Raw genomic sequence first — 16,933 nt, forward strand, 5'->3', positions numbered from 1 at the left:
ATGAGGGGGAGTGAAGAACCGTGAGCCAATCAATGCTTGGCATTGTGGTGGTTGTGGTACTTGGTGCAATATGGGCTTGGATCGGGCTGAGTATTGCGAGACGCGTGAAGTCTGCTGATGATTACTTGGTTGGTGGCCGAAACGTTGGCATCGGATTGGGATCTGCCACTCTACTCGCGACCTGGATTACGGGAAACACGATCTTGGCAGCCCCCGAAAGTGGTTACGACATGGGGATTCTCGGTGTGTTGGGCTACGCTTTGTTAGGCGGCCTTGGCGTGATGGCTTTCGCGCCACTGGCAAAACGTATTCGTACGGCGATACCTAATGGGCGTACAGTAGGTGACTTTTTCCAAATAAGGTTTGACCATAAAAACTACGTGTTGTTTCTCATTGCGCTAATCATCTGGGATGTTGGGTGGCTCTTAACTCAAGGTTTGGGCGCAGGTATACTGCTGCAATCTGTATTCGGGGTTCCGTTTCACGTAGGTTTAGTGATTACCGTGGCCATTGTCACCGCATATGTTACCTTCGGGGGAATGCGCAGCGTCCTCGGAACGGACTTCCTTCAGTGCATGCTGATCATGGTTGTCGTTTTTATTTTCCCTGCTTGGGTGTTTGGGAATGCAGGGTTCCACACGGTATATTCCGGTATACAAAAACTGTCCCCTAGCGCACTCAGCCTTACGAACCCAACGGGTATCGCTTGGTTGATCGCTGGTCCGCTGATTGGCATTGGAGAAGTTTTCATGGACAACACATTCTGGCAGAGAGCATATTCCCTGCGTCCATCGACTGTGAACAAAACGTACTTATTCTCCGGGCTGGGATGGATGTTCGTTCCCATCGCTACAGGTTCTTTGGCGTTAGTTGCCTTAGGTACCGGTTTTAAGCCCAATCCGGTCAACTCTGTGGCGCCGGACATTGTTTCACAGTACACCGGACAGTTGGGCGGAGTGTTATTCTTGGCGCTATTGTGGGCAGCAATCGCGTCAACATTGGCAGCACTCCTTAATGCTGTCGCAGCAATCTTTATGAACGACATCTATCAACGGTACATCAATCCGAATGCGACAAATAAACAGTTACTGAAGGCTGGGAAAATTGCTACCGTTGTGATCGCGGTGGTTACAATTATTGCCGCTTGGCCTGAACCGATGACCATGCTTTCTCTTCTGACACTCATGGGGGTTATCAATGCAGCATACATCATTCCCATTACCCTCGGACTGTTTTGGAGCAAAACGAATCGCCACGGCGTTTTTTATGGCGCACTGATAGGTAGCATAGTTGGACTCTTTATTTACGGTAATGGAACGTTTGACTTAATCTTTGTTAAAATTCCCGTCACCCACATCACATGGGGTGGCCCATATCCAGGCGTGATTGCGGGCGGCTTTATCTCATTGACGTTGACGGTCGTTTGGAGCTGGCTACAACCGGAAACGTTCAATTTCGCCTCGTTCCGGAAGTATAGAGCAGATAGGGCCGGCGTGAGTGTTTCCTCTGTATCATCGGAACAAGTCGAAGTTGTTCGTGGCTGAAAGGAGGCGCCAAGATGCAGGCAGGATATAGTTTCTTTCTGGTGTTTATCATGCTGGGTATTGTCGGGAGCATTTGCACTCTCCTTTCAATCCTCTATTATTTTCTGCGAGAGTGGAGAGCCGGGAACCTTTGGTAAGGAGTGATGAAGGTGTTGGATAACCGCTTGGCGTGGCACGAAAGTGATGTAACTATTGCTTGCTGTCAGTACGCCCCTCGTGTGGGGGACAGGGCTGGAAATCTGGAGAAGTCGCTCCAGATGATTCGCGCAGCAGCTCAGTCTGGAGCAAGATTGATTGTTCTGCCTGAGTTATGCTCCTCAGGCTACGTGTTCAACTCACGGGAGGAAGCATACCAACTTTCTGAGACTGTCCCAGAGGGTGACACAATACAGGCATGGACTCAGATTGCAAGAGAACTCAACGTATATGTAGTCGGTGGAATATGTGAACGTGACCAGGCCTTGTTATATAACTCTGCCGTATTTGTCGGACCGCAAGGGCATCTGGGTACGTTTAGAAAGTTGCACCTGTGGTATGAAGAGAAACTGTTTTTCGAGCCGGGAAACCTCGGACTGCCTGTCTTTCATACGCCCATGGGTCGAATTGGATTGCTGATCTGCTATGACATCTGGTTTCCGGAAGCCTTTCGACGCTATGCCCTTCAAGGCGTAGATCTGGTTTGCGTATGCACGAACTGGGTTCCGATGCCCGCTCAGCAGCCAGAAGATTTACCCTTGGCTATTCAACTCTGTATGTCTAATGCTCACGTGAACGGTCTGTTTGTCGCTGCCGCGGACCGAGTGGGCATCGAGCGGAACCAGCCGTTTTTGGGCCGAAGCGTAATCGTTGGACCTAATGGACTTCCTTTGGCTGGACCAGCGGGCTTCGACACGGAGGAAATCATCCTTGCGGAATGTAATCTTGTCCAATCCAGGCGGGCAAAAACGTTTAACGATTTGAACCACATCCTTCACGATCGACGGGAGGACATTTACGGGGACTTCAATATTTAGGGGGATTGACCTTGAATCAATACGTTGTAGATCCGCTGAAGCCGCTTCTTGCGCCAGCAGCCGAAGTGAAATTGTTTAGGCATACAACCGCTCTTCTTATTGTTGATATGCAGTATCTTGATGCACATCCCGATTTTGGTTTAGTGAAGGAAGCTCGTGAGCGAGGAATCGATACAACGTATTATGAAACGAGGTTGTCACTGATTACAAAGAACATTCAAAGCCTCCTCAACACGTGTCGAGAAAACGGGATCGAAGTAATATACTGCACCATCGAGTCGCTCACGATCGATGGGAGGGATAGAAGTCGTGAACACAAGTGCGCCAGGATTCATGCCGCACCAAATTCCAAAGATGGTGAGATCATAGAAGAACTCAGACCGCTTTCAAACGAAATCGTCCTAAAGAAGACATGCTCGGGAGTATTCAATGGCACAAACATTGATCAAATCCTCAGAAATATGGGGATTGAGAACCTGATTGTTGTTGGCGTCGTCACGAACCAATGCGTGGACACAGCAGTACGCGATGCTGCGGACAGGGGGTACGCTGTTATCCTTGTAGAAGATGCTTGTGCAGCCTTCCACGAATCGTTACACCAAGCCTCCGTAGAAATTTTAGGGGGTGTCTATTGCCAAGTACGATCTACGAATGATGTTATTCAAACCATCAAGGTCAACAATGGTAGCCAATTGTAAAATGCGATTACCATAATGAAACCCAAGTCTCGATCAGACACGGTGTCGGCCAAAGAGGATGTCGGGATAGTAAAACACATTACCGCGATTTTGGACTTATGGACAATTCAGCCATCGAGAGCGGATATCCAATTTAACCAGGTCACAAATGCCATACTGGCAAACGATTTTTGGGCTGCCATTGCGGTGAGGTGTACGTCTCAGGGTGCTGAGACGTACATTTTACCGCGAGCGTCGTGCCCTTTGTCAGTACCGTGAGAGCCCACAGGACCCGTGTCGACCGACTGGTCCTGCGTGTGCCCCGGGTTCGGAACGGCAAGTTCTCTATGGAACTATTCGCCCGCTACCAGCGTGTAACCGCTCACGCTGTTTGGCGGAAGATGAGCGTTTTTTTGTTGCGTTCGTTGACGGAGGGTTTTCCCGGTGATTGTCGTATGACGATCCGTATCGTACAGACAATCATCGACAGGAGGGATAAAAGAAGAAGAGAGACCCCCAAGGTTTACCGGCCTCGGTCTCTCTTCTGCGGGGTCACGGTTCTCACCGTGCCCTAATTGAGTTATGTCTCAATCTTATACCATCTCCTTTCCCGACGTCGAGTCCTACCTGCAATTTTGTGTGGACCCGGATCTGGACCGGCTTCGCCCGCCCAGATGTGGTCATTGCGGACATCCTGTCTTACATGGCCACGGCAGTTATATAAGCGCAACGTGTGGGCAGAGGAATTCCACGAGTGGTAAACCAAATCTGCCTGCAGGCATTGTACGATGTGGCGGCCAAGAACAGTGAAGTGGTGGGAGACGCCCACATCCAGCGGGTGCTGGCGGACCAGGAGTCGGGGGGCGACCGGATAACCGGCCGCTCCTGCACACCTGAAGTGACTGACGGAACAACGACCACCAAGATGGCGGAATGTCGGTACAACTCTCACGCCAATGGCGGTGAGAAATTCACCGCCATTGGCGTGAGCGGCTACAGCTTACTCGGTTTCACATCCGGAAGGAATTTTAGTCAGTTACCAATAATCGAGAAACTTTAGAAGCTGTGACATTAGTTCGGATACGCCGATTCTTACGTGCTCGTCTTTCCCCTTGTCGGACCAGTTCTTCTATTACATCTTGTAATTTACGCATGTTGGATACATAAAGTCTCATCATCACCGCAGTTCCATGATGACATGAGTTAAGAAACCGCGTCTGGCCTCCACTCAAGTGCAATGTACTTGTCCCGCTGCAAATCGCAAATTCTCCGCCGAGTTGACACAAGCTACTTGTCATATATAAACCAAATCCTGAATTGTCCCACATATCATCCTCCACAGTCTTCCTACCGGGAAGTGCGCTACCAGATATACCAGGTTCAATAGCAAAGAGCAGGGCATCTGCATCATTTCGGATTTCGAGATATGGATTTCTAGATAAGTGACATGAAACACCGATACCCTCATCGAGCAATGCGATTTCAACCAGGTCCTTGGTAGGCCAATACTGACCCGCTAACCAGATTACAGGGGACTCACTGTGCTCGACAACATTACGCATCAGTTCTCGTATCGAAAACGTCAAATGGTCAGATAAATCTCTGGCTCCTTGGGACAAAACTAAAGCCAACTCTCTCGATTTACGTTCAATAGCATGTCCAATGTGCTCACCTTTGAACCGAGCAAGTTTTCTTAAATCGTCGATCTCTATCTTCGTGATAGGCACGTATGTCGAGCTACCGAATGCCTCACCTGGTTCCTTACCATAATTAAGACGTATGGACTTGAAAAAGCCCATGTGAGCTGCGTAATCTTTATCCTCAAAATTTATGGTTAAAGTCTCAAGTAGTGGTGTAAAATGCGTCGTCCACAATTGACGACGAAGCCACCGTGCGTGTCTACTAGAGTGTGGCGAAACAAACTAGTAGGAGGAACGCAACGATGGCTTCTGTCAATAGCTTCGCAGTTCTTGAGTGGATTCGCAAGCTCCAAGGCGTGGAAAATAACGACGTCCTGCGTGAACTCATGAGGATTTTTGCCCAGCTTCTTATCGACGCTGAAGCTACGGACAAAATTGGCGCTGAGCGCTATGAGCGCAGTGAGGAGCGTGTTACGCAGCGTAACGGATATCGGAAACGGCAGTGGGATACCCGTCTGGGAACGGTTGAGCTGAACATCCCCAAACTCCGTAAGGGGAGCTTCTTTCCCTCTATCCTCGAGCCACGTCGCCGAACCGAGCGGGCTCTGGCAACCGTCGTACAGGAGGCGTATGTCAACGGGGTCAGCACCCGAAAGGTGGACGACTTGGTACGAGCACTGGGGTTAGATGGTATCAGCAAAAGCGAGGTCTCTCGGCTGTGCAAGCAGTTGGATGAGGCCGTCCTTCAGTTCAAGGAGCGGCCGTTGGAAAGAGAGTACCCGTACATCTGGCTGGACGCTACGTTTCCGAAGGTGCGGGAAGGTGGGCATGTACAGAGTATGGCGTTTGTGGTGGCCATAGGCGTGACAGACACCGGAGAGCGTGAGGTATTGGGGTTCGACCTAGGAACCAGTGAGGACGGGGCGTTCTGGACCGAGTTTCTCAGAGGCCTGAAGGAGCGTGGGCTGCGGGGCGTCAGGCTCGTGGTCAGCGACGCTCATCTGGGACTTCGGCAGGCGATATCCGAAGTGTTGACGGGGGCCGTGTGGCAGCGGTGCAAGGTGCATACCATCCGGAACATACTCAGCCAGGTGCCGAAGAAGCAGCAGTCGATGGTGGCAGCGATAATCCGGACCATCTTTGCACAACCCACGCAGGAGGCGGCCAGGGCGCAACTACGGAACGTGGTGAAGCAACTTGAGGACAAGTTCCCGAAGGCCATGCAGATCCTGCAGGCCGCCGAGGACGACGTGTTGGCGTTCATGGCGCTGCCAGGCGAGCACTGGCGACAGATCTGCTCAACCAACCCGCTGGAACGCCTGAACCGAGAGATGAGGCGGCGGATGGACGTGGTCGGAATATTCCCTAATCGGGAGTCCGTGTTGCGCCTAATGGGGGCCATTCTGCAGGAGCAACATGAGGAGTGGATGGTGTCTCGACGCTACTTCAGTCTGGAGTCCATGGCGAAACTAAAGCCAGACCGAACGTTGCTGGCACCGAACGCCGTACTACAGAAATAGCTGAGAGGAGGTGGCGTGTATGTTACACGCAAACATTGACTTTGTCCCCTAGGCGCCTAAATTCGACCGGCAGGAGCGACGTCAAGGGCGTCCGACCGGACGAGCGCAACACCCCTTGACGGAGCGACGAAGGTCGATATACTCCCGCGACGGGACAAAGCCATGGATGTCACATATTAGACACAAACGGTGAAATTACACCACTTGACGGGACACTACCAATTTATGGCACGAAATATACTTGACGGATGGTCGTCCAAGAATTTTCGAATACATGCGCCTACCATTAACATCCCAAATGGCTCAACCGAACCGAGTAAACCGTAATCAAGTATGTCCCGAGTTCGACAGTTGGTAGTCACACAAAGTCTCGCGAAGTCAAGCCCGACATGGATTCGCAAGACCTGTGGATAACTCGTGTAGTAACTACAGCCCGAGCGGCGTGTTCATACGGATGCCCAGAACTCGCGGAGGCTCCGCGACCTGCAGGGCACCAAGAATCTCCCGTTGTACTTCAGTTGTCTCCGTCCGCTGCACCACGATTCCCTGCGGCGTCTTTTGTGTGACCCGGTGCATCGTCTGCATGTGTGACCGGATATCTGGCCACGTCCGTCCCGTCCGGTTCTCCGCGATCCGCACCAGCAGCAGTGCCAGCCAGCACAACAACACGTGGGCCCGGATTCGTTCGTCCTTGCGGTGGTAGACCGGCCGGAGGTCCAACGTATGCTTGAGCGTCCGAAACGCCGACTCCACCGTGAGCAACTGTTTGTAACCCAGCGCCACATCATCGGTCGGAAGGGTGTCGTCAGACGTACGGATCAGGTATTTCCCGTCCAGGTGGGCAGCCTCCCGGACAGCGGCGGGATCGATCCGGAGGTTCCCCCACTTGTCCTGCTTCAGGTAGCGTTTGTACCCGGGGTGGCTCATCAACCGGCAGTGTGCCTTGGTGTGTGCGTCGCCTTTGAGCTCCTTGAGACGGCTCAACTCTTCCCTCAGCGCCAGCAATTGCAACTCCCGCCGCGCCGCGTCCCGCTTAGCCTCCTCCGGATTGAACGCCAGCACGTACCGAACGCGCGCTTCTCCGTCCCCGACAATCACTTCCTTGATCTTGAGGTTCGGTCGGAGCGTCCGGAATCGTCCCGGGTGGGCCAATGCCGTGTCCACCGTGTCCTTGCCCGAGTTCATCTTCTCCCCGGCGATGTAGTGGCCGCCTGCTCGCTGCAGCGTCCGCAGGTTCTCCTCCGACGCGAAGCCCCGGTCCACCACCGTAACCACCCGCCCCAAGCGCCATCCCACCAAGTCGCGCTTGACCTCTTCCACCACGCTCATGTCGGCCGTGTTCCCCGGCCACGTCCAGCACCTGACGGGGATGCCTTCGCGCGTCACCGCCAGGCCAATCACCACCTGCGGTGCGTCGGGGCGGTGGTCCTTCGAATACCCCTTGCGGCGAATCCCCTCCTCGGACTCCTGTTCCGTCTCGAAGTAGGTGGAGGTCGTGTCAAAGAATAGCAGGTCCACGTCCAGATTCAGCAGGTCACTGACACGGCGGTACACCTCGAATTGCAAATCATCCGCTGCCTCCAGCAGAAAGTCCATGGCCCGGTATCCCTGTTGAACGTCGAACGAATCGACTTCCGGAATTGCCACTTCACGTTCAACCCATTCCTCGATGGCCAGTTTGCTGGAGGGGTTGAGTGCGCGGTTGGCCACCATCGCGAACACGATGCGCTCGATGCCCGTGCGGAACTTCCGCCCGGACAAGTGCGTACGGATGGCCTCATCCAAGCCAAGCTTGCGCCAGAGCTGGTCCAGCAGGTAAGCACCGCCCATGGGCCGGCTGTCAAGCAAGGTGGTTTGGACGCTTTCGGACTGGCCGCGGCCGGCAGCAAACTCGTCTCCGACGAAACGGTGAATACTCTGAGCGAGGCGGCGGAGCGCGTCGAGATCCAGCTCGTCCTCACGGCCGAACGTGTAGAGGACCTTGGCGCGGGGCTGACCGGACTTGGGGTCGCGGTAGTTATGGGCCAACTGGACGTAGCCGGTGATGGAGCCATCTTTGTTTTTACGGCGGATAGTTCGTATGTACATATCTACATTATACGAAACATACTACCAAAATAACAACAAGTAAATAAAGTTATCCACAATCCTATGCATGCCTACAACTTTTCGCGACAAATGATCCCCGTATGCCTGTGGATAAGCCCGAGAAGCCGCACCACTGCTGCACCCCAATTTCATCCATCTGCCTACAGGGTGCTACCAACTGTCGAACTCGGGTATGTATTCCTCATCATGAGGAATGGCACTTAGCTTCTCAGAGAAGACGTGTGCTGTATCCAACGTGAGGGCACGAGGCAATTTAATGTATTGCAAATCCACACCCCCTAATCGACTTCAAGTACCGCAATCAGGGAGATGAAGCTGCTGCTCTGGCTTCATAACCAATGGGTGCATAACGCTGGCTTCCCTACTCTTCCTTTGCAAATGTACCTAAACTGAGCAAAGCCTGTACAGGCACTTGCCTTCAGCCAACTCGCCTTCAACCGCATGTCAATCCTGGTCCACGCGCTCAATGTTCGATGGGTACCTATAGGAACGCTCAAAACCCTCGTCGTAATGGGTCTTCTTATCCGTTTAGCAGACCTTATGTAGCTGATTCAGAGCTATTCGCTCGTTCGACATGACACGGTTGTGTCAGCTCATTAACCAAGGCCTCAATTACTCCGGAAAAGTTCTCCCTTAATTCGTGTTCCCAGACGCGCTTGATTCGCCATCCTCTGTCCGTATAAAACTGGTTCACTGCCCGATCCCGCGTCCGGTTCCGCTGTATCTTGTGAAGCCAGTAATCTGAATTGGTCGCTGGTATATGGCCATGGTCAGGGCATCCGTGCCAAAAACAAGAATCGATGAACACAACCACTTTCCGCTTTTTCACTGCAATGTCCGGCTTTCCAGGCAGATCGGCTACATTGCGGCGGAAACGTAATCCCCTGTGCCATAGCTCCCGGCATACCCTGTTCTCCAATTTTGTTCTCTTTGAACGTATAGCCTGCATGTTTTTCCTGCGGGATTCAGGATACAATACGTCCACAATTCTTCACCCATAACCATTGTAACTGTAACACCGAAGAGGCAACCGTCAGGATGTTTCTGCACATGAACCAGATACACCGAACGCACATTGCGTGGTAGTATAAACAATGGTTACCCTAGGGCCAGAATCGCCCCTGTAAGCAAGGCCTGTACTTCATCGCCGTAATTGACGTATTATCGCCGAGATGAACTTATCACGATCGGGAGGCCTTTCGTAGACAACAGCATTCATCAAAGCACTATGCTCAGTTCCAACTATATCCTTTAGACGTAACTCCAGGAATCCATCCTCATTTTTGTGGTTCGGGTCAAGCGTATACGACATAAACACAATACTAGTATTCTCGTCCTTTGGGTCAGTAGCCGCAAATCGCACGCGCTTTCTTATATCCTCAAGCAAAAAATCTTGAACTACAGCAACAATTTTCTTCCCCCATGTATGGTGGAAGTACCCTTTTTTTATCAACTGAGTCAAATATCGCTTAAAGACGTTTGCGGTGTTAAAGTTGTATTTCGGAGTGGAATTCAATATTGTTCGATTAAGATGTGCTGTGTAAACATCGGATACGCTACCAGTTATATCAATTGCCTGCAGTTCGACAGAAATGAAGTCTTCGATGGCAGGGAACTTGGACGTATCGCAAATTACCATGTCCACGTTTCCCGCATGACCCATTTTGATCTCACGGACTGCTGCGATGTGTTCTCTAGTGTAGGTTCCTGTCCAACAGTGTTCCAGAATGTCGTCAATTAGATTTGCTGCAAAAAAACGCTTAGGACAAACGATTACAGGACGGTCTGGAACACGATTCTTTCCTACGCCCCTGTGTTTCCAAAGAGTGCAAACAGGAAAGGGATCACCCGTGTTGTGTCCTCGCTTGATACACCGATCATCAATATAGGGGCACTGGTAGTCAGCGTTCACAGGCTCGTGCATTTCTTCTGCAGGACAGCCCAGAACTTCAACGATATAGTCCGTGGGCTTCAGCAAAGAGATTCCTCCAATACTCGCTGAGTTGATTCAGTCGTTTTGATAATTTGGCGTCCAACAGCTCTCGCCAATAGTGGTGGAACTGCATTGCCCACTTGCTTATACTGCTCAACTCTCGAACCCAGGAAACGGAATCTATCTGGAAACGACTGAAATCTTGCGGCTTCCCGAACTGATATAACCCGATCTTGTGTTGGATGAAAATAGGAGCCCCAATGGGGATCACATTTGGTTAGGATAGTGCAACTCAATCCGTTCAGCGCGAGACGACCATATCGCTTAGTGTGGTCGGAACGGCGTGCCCTTTTCATTCCAGCGGGAAGCAACTCAACAGGTATATCTCTCCAACTACCACCTTGCTTAATGTAGGCGAGACGTTTTATGTTAATTTCGCCTAGATTCGGTGATGTATGGTTGTAAAGAAGACTGGAGTTTTGTCTCATCTCCTTTTGGTATTCGCTGAATGGTGGATTTGTGTACTCAGCAACTTCACTTCCGTCATTCACGCCCAACTCAGGTAAATCCATAATAGCCTGCTCCACGTTTACAAACGGACGAGTGACCCCGTCATGAGTAGGTTCCGGAAACTCAACGGGTATTCCAAGTCTGTTACCAATGAAAAAGATTCGCCTACGTTCTTGGGGAACCCCATATTCTTCCGCCTTCAGGACTCGATGTTGTACATCGTAACCCAAGGCTTTGAGACTCTCGGTTATCTCCTTGATAGCAAGTCCGTCTTCGACCGAAGTCATGCCAGTCACATTCTCCATGACGATCCACTGTGGCATGAGTCCCTCGACTAAGCGAATGTACTCGCGAAAAAGACCGGAACGTTCGTCATGCATCCCTCGTTGGTGGTTATAAACACTGAACGCTTGACAAGGGGGTCCGCCTGCCAAACAAAACAATTCTCCACGTTGCAAGCCGGTTAGGTATAAGAGGTACTCCGATGAAACCTCTTGTATGGGACCATCGATAAACTTTGTTTCCGGATGGTTATATTTGTATGTTAGCGCAGCAGCTTCATCGAAGTCATTTGCAGCCAAAATAGTGAACCCAGCTTGTTTAAGCCCTTCGGATAGACCGCCTGCTCCAGCAAATAAGTCTATGCAAGTGTATTTGAACAAGCGAATCATCTCCTATATCTCCATACAAACAAACGTTCTCATCTTAATGTTCGACAACGATCAGCGTTTTCCTCTTGACCATGGTGTTACTACTACGCTATTTTGTCCGAAGGTTGACGGTGTCTGATGTCCTGATTCTGACGAAGGCAAAGTCCGAGTCAAGCGATTGCTCCACTTTGGCTGGTCATGGTGACGAGCTAAAATGCCCGATTTCGGGTATACAGGTAACATAAGATTGAATGACGACGCAAATTGTCCGTTTTAGTGCATTCTGGGGACGGCCTGGACATTGAATCCACAAATGCGTGGATTCAGCCACAGTAACCAGTATCGGTCGTCCTTTCCGCCTGTCAAGGCGCAAGGATTGCCTTGACAGGCTCACCTCGGCTGCAGATGCGACACCTGTTCGGGTTTCGGTAGACAACATGAACGTTCACAGGTCTTGGGTGATTCGGACTTGGTCAAGTACCCATCAAAGCTTTTACATCAAACGCCATCAACTTTTAGACATTTTGGCGTAGCTAAAACACCATGGGTTGCAAGGCCAATCTCTCACTTATGGCGATCAAATCTCAAATTATGGTGTAACGATTAATATTGTATAGTTTAACAGAAGATTATGATGAAGTGAACTGAACGGCTATCTTTTTCATCAATTTCACTATTTGTGTCCAAAGAGTGACTTTAGAGTCTTCGTCGACAACAAAACAGCCCGCCTCCCGGCGGGCTTCGTCGTCACCAAACTTGGACATGAACGTTTGCAGCAATGTCCTCCCGGCACTTCTCACACACCCATTTCCCCCGAAACTCCCGGACGTCCTCCGCCTCTCCGCAGAAGACGCACCCCGGCTCATACTTGCGCAGAATGATGTGCTCCCCCTCCGTGAAGATCTCAAGCCCATCCTTTTCATGGATGTTCATCGTGCGCCGCAACTCCATCGGCAGCACCACACGCCCCAATTGATCGACTTGGCGCACCACGCCGGTCGCCTTCATTTACATTCCTCCCCATTATTACGTGTCAGTCTGTGTCCCGTCCCTGCCTCGCGATTTCCTTCCTGAGTTCCTTCAACCAATCAGACTCGCTTCCATCAATGTCAAACAGCGCCCGTGCGGTGTACGGCGGGATGTAGATCATGTCGGGCTCAATCAGCACATATCGGTCCGCAGGCGGTTTCTCCCGTTTCAGCCGTGGGTAGAAGTCCGTGCAACAAGACCCTATCGGCGCATCATCCGCCGTCCGCTGGTAGTACGCCGTGCAAAGGCCACCGTCCGGGTCGTCCTCGCGGTCGCGCACGAGATACCGGCAGATCCCGCAGTGGCCCTGCGTCACCTTTCTCAGTGCCGCGTCGCCGCGAAGCACGAATACGTCCGCGCGCTCCATCACGACGAGCGCTTCGTTACGAATCAGCGACTGGATGAGAGTCCTATCGTTGAACAGATTCCATTCGACGGGCTCCTCGTCGCTCCACTCCATGTCCTCGTACTCAGCGGCTTCCTCCGGGCCGGCATACGGCGGCAGCTGGGTGTTGTCAAACAGCGTCACCGACCCGTACACAATCCGCGACCTCACGCCCTGCATGGTCAACGCATGGTGCAGTGGCTTGACGATCTCCAAGCGCATCAGGGCCTTGGTAATCTCGTCATCGGTGTCAAAGTACGGGTAGTCCATCACATACGTCAGAATCCCGGCCAGACAATGTGTCTCGACCGCCTCACGGTCGAGGTACTTGACGATGAACTCCTTCGTCGCCGGTTTTCCATCTTCGAGCTGTGTCCAGAACTTCGACCGCCAGAGAGTGTCAAACGTTCCGTCGTACACCCGCTCTGTGATCTCGTACACCGGTTCAGCCATGCAGCATCACCCTCTCCATGCTTCTTTCCTCGCCTTCCCACAGCGAACGAACGTGCTTCAACACCGTCTCCCGATACGCAGGATCCGAAATCGCATCCACAATCAGTCCGGCGTACTCCTCCGACGGCGGAACCTCGACCGACAGCGGGCTGACCAACTCATACGTCCACACCCACATCGGCGTCTCGCCCACGTACACTTTCGCTCGCCTGCGCCGATACACGTGTGGGGCCCCTTCCCGCCGGTCGAGCGCCGCGATCTCGCGCGGGTCTTGCACGTCCCACAGCACTCCGTGTACCACGTGCCCTTGCGCACGCCGGATGTTCGCCACCCCGCCGCCGCGCGCCATCGACCGGCCGTTGAACACGAGTCTGTATCCGCGAAGCTCCGCGTTGTCAGATACGAGCCGCGCGGTCGGACATGTCCTCATGAAATCCAAATGGTTCATGCAGCTTCCATAGGCGAAGTAGAGCACACACCTCGCCTCCTTTTCCGCCCTTCAGATGTACCAACTATACCAACGTTCGCATGAATTAACTCATCCTTCCTGTTCATGAAGTATACTCTATCCTTCCAATCCTGTCAACGAATCTCATACATCCAGAAGAAATGCGGGTACGGCCCCGCGAACCCACAACCCCGTCGCGATCCTCCGCAGACGGTCGCTGCCGAACGTGTCCAGATACAACCGGAACCGGGACTCTGGGCTCTGCGCATGCAGTTGCTCCAGTTCGACACCTCGGTCACTGCTGAAGAGTCGCGGCAGGCGGTCGGCGCCGGGCTTGTCCTTGCGCAGGTATGCGGACTGCATCAAGGTGGCGTTGGCAAGCTGCACCTGGCGCTGGATGACAACCGGATCGACCGTGCCGTTCGGATACCGGAACTCCACCGTCGGTACACCCCGTTCAACGAACTTGGCAGTGTTGATCATCTTGTACCGCGAGTCGTGATTCCGATAGCCGATGATTTTCCTGGACGCCTCCATCGCGGTGTCGTTTTTCCGGAGCTTCAACACGTGGGTCTTTCGGAGCGGTTGAGTGTAACTTGTGCCTCGATGTTGATTGGGCATTTCAGGCCGCGTCAGACGGCTTCTCGTCGCCCCCATCTGGAGATATTCGCGGGAATATCCCACCATGTACCGCCCGAGCCGTTGCCAACGGTAACCCCGGTCGTCGAGAATGTCATGAGCCATGTGGATATGGAATCCTGTGCGCTGACTGGTTTGAGCGCCCTGTTCCTGCAAGATCCTCGTGACCTCCGCTATCGCCTGCCACGTTTCCGGCGTATCCCGGAGCACGGGGGACACGATTTCGCAACCTCCTGCCAGGCTGGCGTCGCTTCGGACTCCCCAGGTCCCAGGCGCGAATCTGGTCGAGTAGCTTCCCATCGCCAATCGGTCGGACAACCCTGCCCGATGCAGCGCGAACGCAACGTCATCGCCTCGCACACCCTCCACTTCGAGTTCAATTCCGAACGTGGTATTCACGCCGTCGAGCACGTCTTCTGTTTCGTAGTCTCCCAGGCCGCCATCACGGGCGACGGCATCGCGCAGGGCAGTCCACGCCTCGTCGCTCTCGCTGACGAACACCCCATCGTGGGTATGACGCTCCTGCCAAACGTACAGATTCCGGTCGCGCTCGTTCTCCCACGCGGCTTCGCGGTCCACAACCGAACCGATTATGGTTGGCACAGACGTGATGCGGTTATCACTGCGAAGCCCACGTTCCGATTCCGTGGAGTGCTGCTCGGCAGACGATGGTGAATCTGCCCGCTGGCGGGCAGCCAGCAGCTCATATGCCTGCATGTGCCGACAGGGACGGTTACGGAACCAATGATCGGGGCAGGAGCAGTGCTCGGCATGGGCGCCGGTTCGGTCGGTGGTGATGACGTAATCGCGTTCCGAGCCGGAGTGCACCAGCGCAGCGCCGCTGCCAAACCGCTCGAACAGGATGTCTTCGTTTCGGTGACGGGTCGCTGAGTATTCGGACGGCACTAACCCTGCGCTGACGGGCACCTCTCTGACGCGACGGATGCGGGCCAGATACCGGGCCTTGGCGTTAGCGATGGCCATCTGGTCGACGCCCAACATCACGGTGTGTTCTACCTCTTGACCGTTAACCGTCACACGCCGCCTGGTCTGCGCCCAGGACTCTCGTACGGTTCGAGCACGCTCGGCGGAGATGAGGGCGATGAACTCATTCACATGCCTTGCACACACCGGGCCAGTGCCGCGCTGGACGGAGACCGGATTTGTAAGACGCTTGGCACAGACTGCGCACGATGCGGGCATAAAAAATCCCTCCTTCACTCGAAGGAGGGGTGCAGGGCAACTGCTTCCCAATGCAGAGACGTTGAAGCCTCAATGCATCACATATTGCCCTTCCGGCAACAGAATGAAAGATTGCAACTTCGCAAGAGCATCCATGGTGGGCCTAAGCCGTACGCGAAGTCCCTTCTCTTCCAGGTAAGCTGCAACAATCCACGCATATGCGAGGGCTTCGGCGCCATGCCTTTTGGGACGAAGATACGGGAAATCAAAATTTCCTCGGCCACGGTCGCTTATGCTTGCGATACAGATGGTCTCACACGAGGACCTGGTGCGAAGTTCCACGCTACATTCCACACCGCCAGGCCCATACACCCATACCGGAATGACCTCACATTCCTTGTCTCCACAATGTCGCTTGAACCATCGGTCCAGGGCGCAAAACAAAGCGTCTGCGTCGAAATCGTACTCGGTCAAACGATTCATCGAGACACACGCACCTCCGCCCTCACGTCAGACAGCGGATTAAGCCGACAAAACAACTCCACACGAGGCTGATGATAAGGGCATTGCGCCGCTGCTTCCTGCACGTATAGGCATACCATCCATGCGTAGGCCAGCATTTCCATCTCATCCATGCGTCTTGAGTGTGACGGATTCTCCAGCCTGCGCCGAGTTACAATCATGCGAAAGCGCTCGGAATGTCCTGGCCCGTCATCAGGCATCAGGTCCACAACAAACTCTTTGTACGGCGCCTTTCGGAAACGGTGATACACGACCCGGCACACCACAGTCCACGAATCGTACACGTAATCGCGTTCGTTTATCCAAGACCAAACCGTGTCGAACACGGTCTCGGGGTTAAATCTGATTTCATCTGGTAATGTCTGCGGTGCTTCAGACACGGAAAAACCCCTCCTTCACTCGAAGGAGGGGTGTAGGACAGGGTATGCCACGGCTCAAGGTCAGTCAACGGGCGTTAGGATGAAGGCGGCTTATACCCTGTTCCATAATTTCCATGTGCTTCGCGGCCTATGCTCCATACTTACACGAACGACGTCCAATCGTCCAATACGCGTTAAATTTAGGGGCGCCGCATGGCCCAAAGGGCTGAGGCGGCGTTTGTCGTGTCCAGTACAGATTTCTGTAACAAAAAGTCCGGTCCGGTGTAAACCACACTCATGCCGCGGACCGGTTGGGTCAT

The 16,933-nt window shown here is 53.1% G+C and carries 14 protein-coding genes and 1 pseudogene; 5 read left to right on the plus strand and 10 right to left on the minus strand.

The features are described from left to right. The first annotated feature begins 20 nt into the window (after window positions 1-20). The 4 genes and pseudogenes from N687_RS0111835 to N687_RS25145 all read left to right on the plus strand — a co-directional run. Entirely contained in the window at window positions 21-1,544 is a 1,524-nt protein-coding gene (locus tag N687_RS0111835) for a sodium:solute symporter family transporter (protein ID WP_035462211.1), read from the plus strand. Between the two features lie 149 nt (window positions 1,545-1,693). Further along, window positions 1,694-2,557, plus strand: a complete 864-nt coding sequence (locus N687_RS0111845) for a nitrilase family protein (RefSeq protein ID WP_231493463.1) — start codon at window positions 1,694-1,696, stop codon at window positions 2,555-2,557. An 11-nt stretch (window positions 2,558-2,568) separates the two neighbouring features. Further along, window positions 2,569-3,255, plus strand: a complete 687-nt coding sequence (locus N687_RS0111850; protein WP_197029273.1) for a cysteine hydrolase family protein — start codon at window positions 2,569-2,571, stop codon at window positions 3,253-3,255. Window positions 3,256-3,524: 269 nt separating this feature from the next. Further along, a pseudogene (locus N687_RS25145) lies at window positions 3,525-3,809 on the plus strand (transposase); the annotation flags it as partial. Between the two features lie 453 nt (window positions 3,810-4,262). Here the strand turns inward: N687_RS25145 and N687_RS23915 are convergent. After that, the gene (locus tag N687_RS23915; RefSeq protein ID WP_156040123.1) at window positions 4,263-5,108 is read right to left on the minus strand and encodes a hypothetical protein; all 846 of its coding nucleotides are present in this window, start codon (window positions 5,106-5,108) and stop codon (window positions 4,263-4,265) included. A 68-nt stretch (window positions 5,109-5,176) separates the two neighbouring features. Between N687_RS23915 and N687_RS0111860 the strand changes: the two genes are divergently transcribed. Further along, window positions 5,177-6,394 carry an IS256 family transposase gene (locus N687_RS0111860; RefSeq protein ID WP_029422051.1) on the plus strand — a complete coding sequence of 406 codons (1,218 nt, stop codon included), beginning with the start codon at window positions 5,177-5,179 and terminating at the stop codon, window positions 6,392-6,394. A gap of 426 nt (window positions 6,395-6,820) precedes the next feature. Here N687_RS0111860 and N687_RS0111865 read toward each other — a convergent pair whose 3' ends face one another. The 9 genes from N687_RS0111865 to N687_RS0111905 all read right to left on the minus strand — a co-directional run bounded on the left by N687_RS0111865 (window position 6,821) and on the right by N687_RS0111905 (window position 16,634). Further along, window positions 6,821-8,482 carry an IS1634 family transposase gene (locus N687_RS0111865; RefSeq protein WP_029422052.1) on the minus strand — a complete coding sequence of 554 codons (1,662 nt, stop codon included), beginning with the start codon at window positions 8,480-8,482 and terminating at the stop codon, window positions 6,821-6,823. 559 nt (window positions 8,483-9,041) lie between these two features. Further along, window positions 9,042-9,488, minus strand: a complete 447-nt coding sequence (locus N687_RS23160; protein ID WP_269320495.1) for a very short patch repair endonuclease — start codon at window positions 9,486-9,488, stop codon at window positions 9,042-9,044. A gap of 156 nt (window positions 9,489-9,644) precedes the next feature. After that, on the minus strand, window positions 9,645-10,481 hold the full coding sequence (locus N687_RS23165) for a NotI family restriction endonuclease (RefSeq protein ID WP_081841347.1): 837 nt from the start codon (window positions 10,479-10,481) through the stop codon (window positions 9,645-9,647). Next, window positions 10,475-11,617 (minus strand): DNA cytosine methyltransferase, encoded by a 1,143-nt coding sequence (locus N687_RS23170; RefSeq protein ID WP_029422054.1) that lies wholly within the window; start codon window positions 11,615-11,617, stop codon window positions 10,475-10,477. Before N687_RS23170 ends, N687_RS23165 begins: the two co-directional genes overlap by 7 nt. A gap of 726 nt (window positions 11,618-12,343) precedes the next feature. Then, window positions 12,344-12,604, minus strand: a complete 261-nt coding sequence (locus tag N687_RS0111880; RefSeq protein ID WP_029422055.1) for an AbrB/MazE/SpoVT family DNA-binding domain-containing protein — start codon at window positions 12,602-12,604, stop codon at window positions 12,344-12,346. 25 nt (window positions 12,605-12,629) lie between these two features. After that, complete coding sequence (locus N687_RS0111885; protein ID WP_029422056.1) at window positions 12,630-13,463, minus strand: hypothetical protein; 834 nt, start codon at window positions 13,461-13,463, stop codon at window positions 12,630-12,632. Then, entirely contained in the window at window positions 13,456-13,938 is a 483-nt protein-coding gene (locus N687_RS0111890) for a gamma-glutamylcyclotransferase family protein (RefSeq protein ID WP_051663191.1), read from the minus strand. The genes N687_RS0111885 and N687_RS0111890 overlap by 8 nt, the downstream gene beginning before the upstream one ends. A 117-nt stretch (window positions 13,939-14,055) precedes the next feature. After that, window positions 14,056-15,753: an amidoligase family protein gene (locus tag N687_RS0111895; protein ID WP_029422058.1), complete on the minus strand. Its 1,698-nt coding sequence runs from the start codon at window positions 15,751-15,753 to the stop codon at window positions 14,056-14,058. Window positions 15,754-16,211: 458 nt separating this feature from the next. Beyond that, window positions 16,212-16,634 carry a hypothetical protein gene (locus N687_RS0111905; protein ID WP_029422060.1) on the minus strand — a complete coding sequence of 141 codons (423 nt, stop codon included), beginning with the start codon at window positions 16,632-16,634 and terminating at the stop codon, window positions 16,212-16,214. Between the last annotated feature and the right edge of the window lie 299 nt (window positions 16,635-16,933).

Source organism: Alicyclobacillus macrosporangiidus CPP55, from assembly GCF_000702485.1.
GTDB classification, from domain to species: Bacteria; Bacillota; Bacilli; order Alicyclobacillales; family Alicyclobacillaceae; genus Alicyclobacillus_H; species Alicyclobacillus_H macrosporangiidus_B.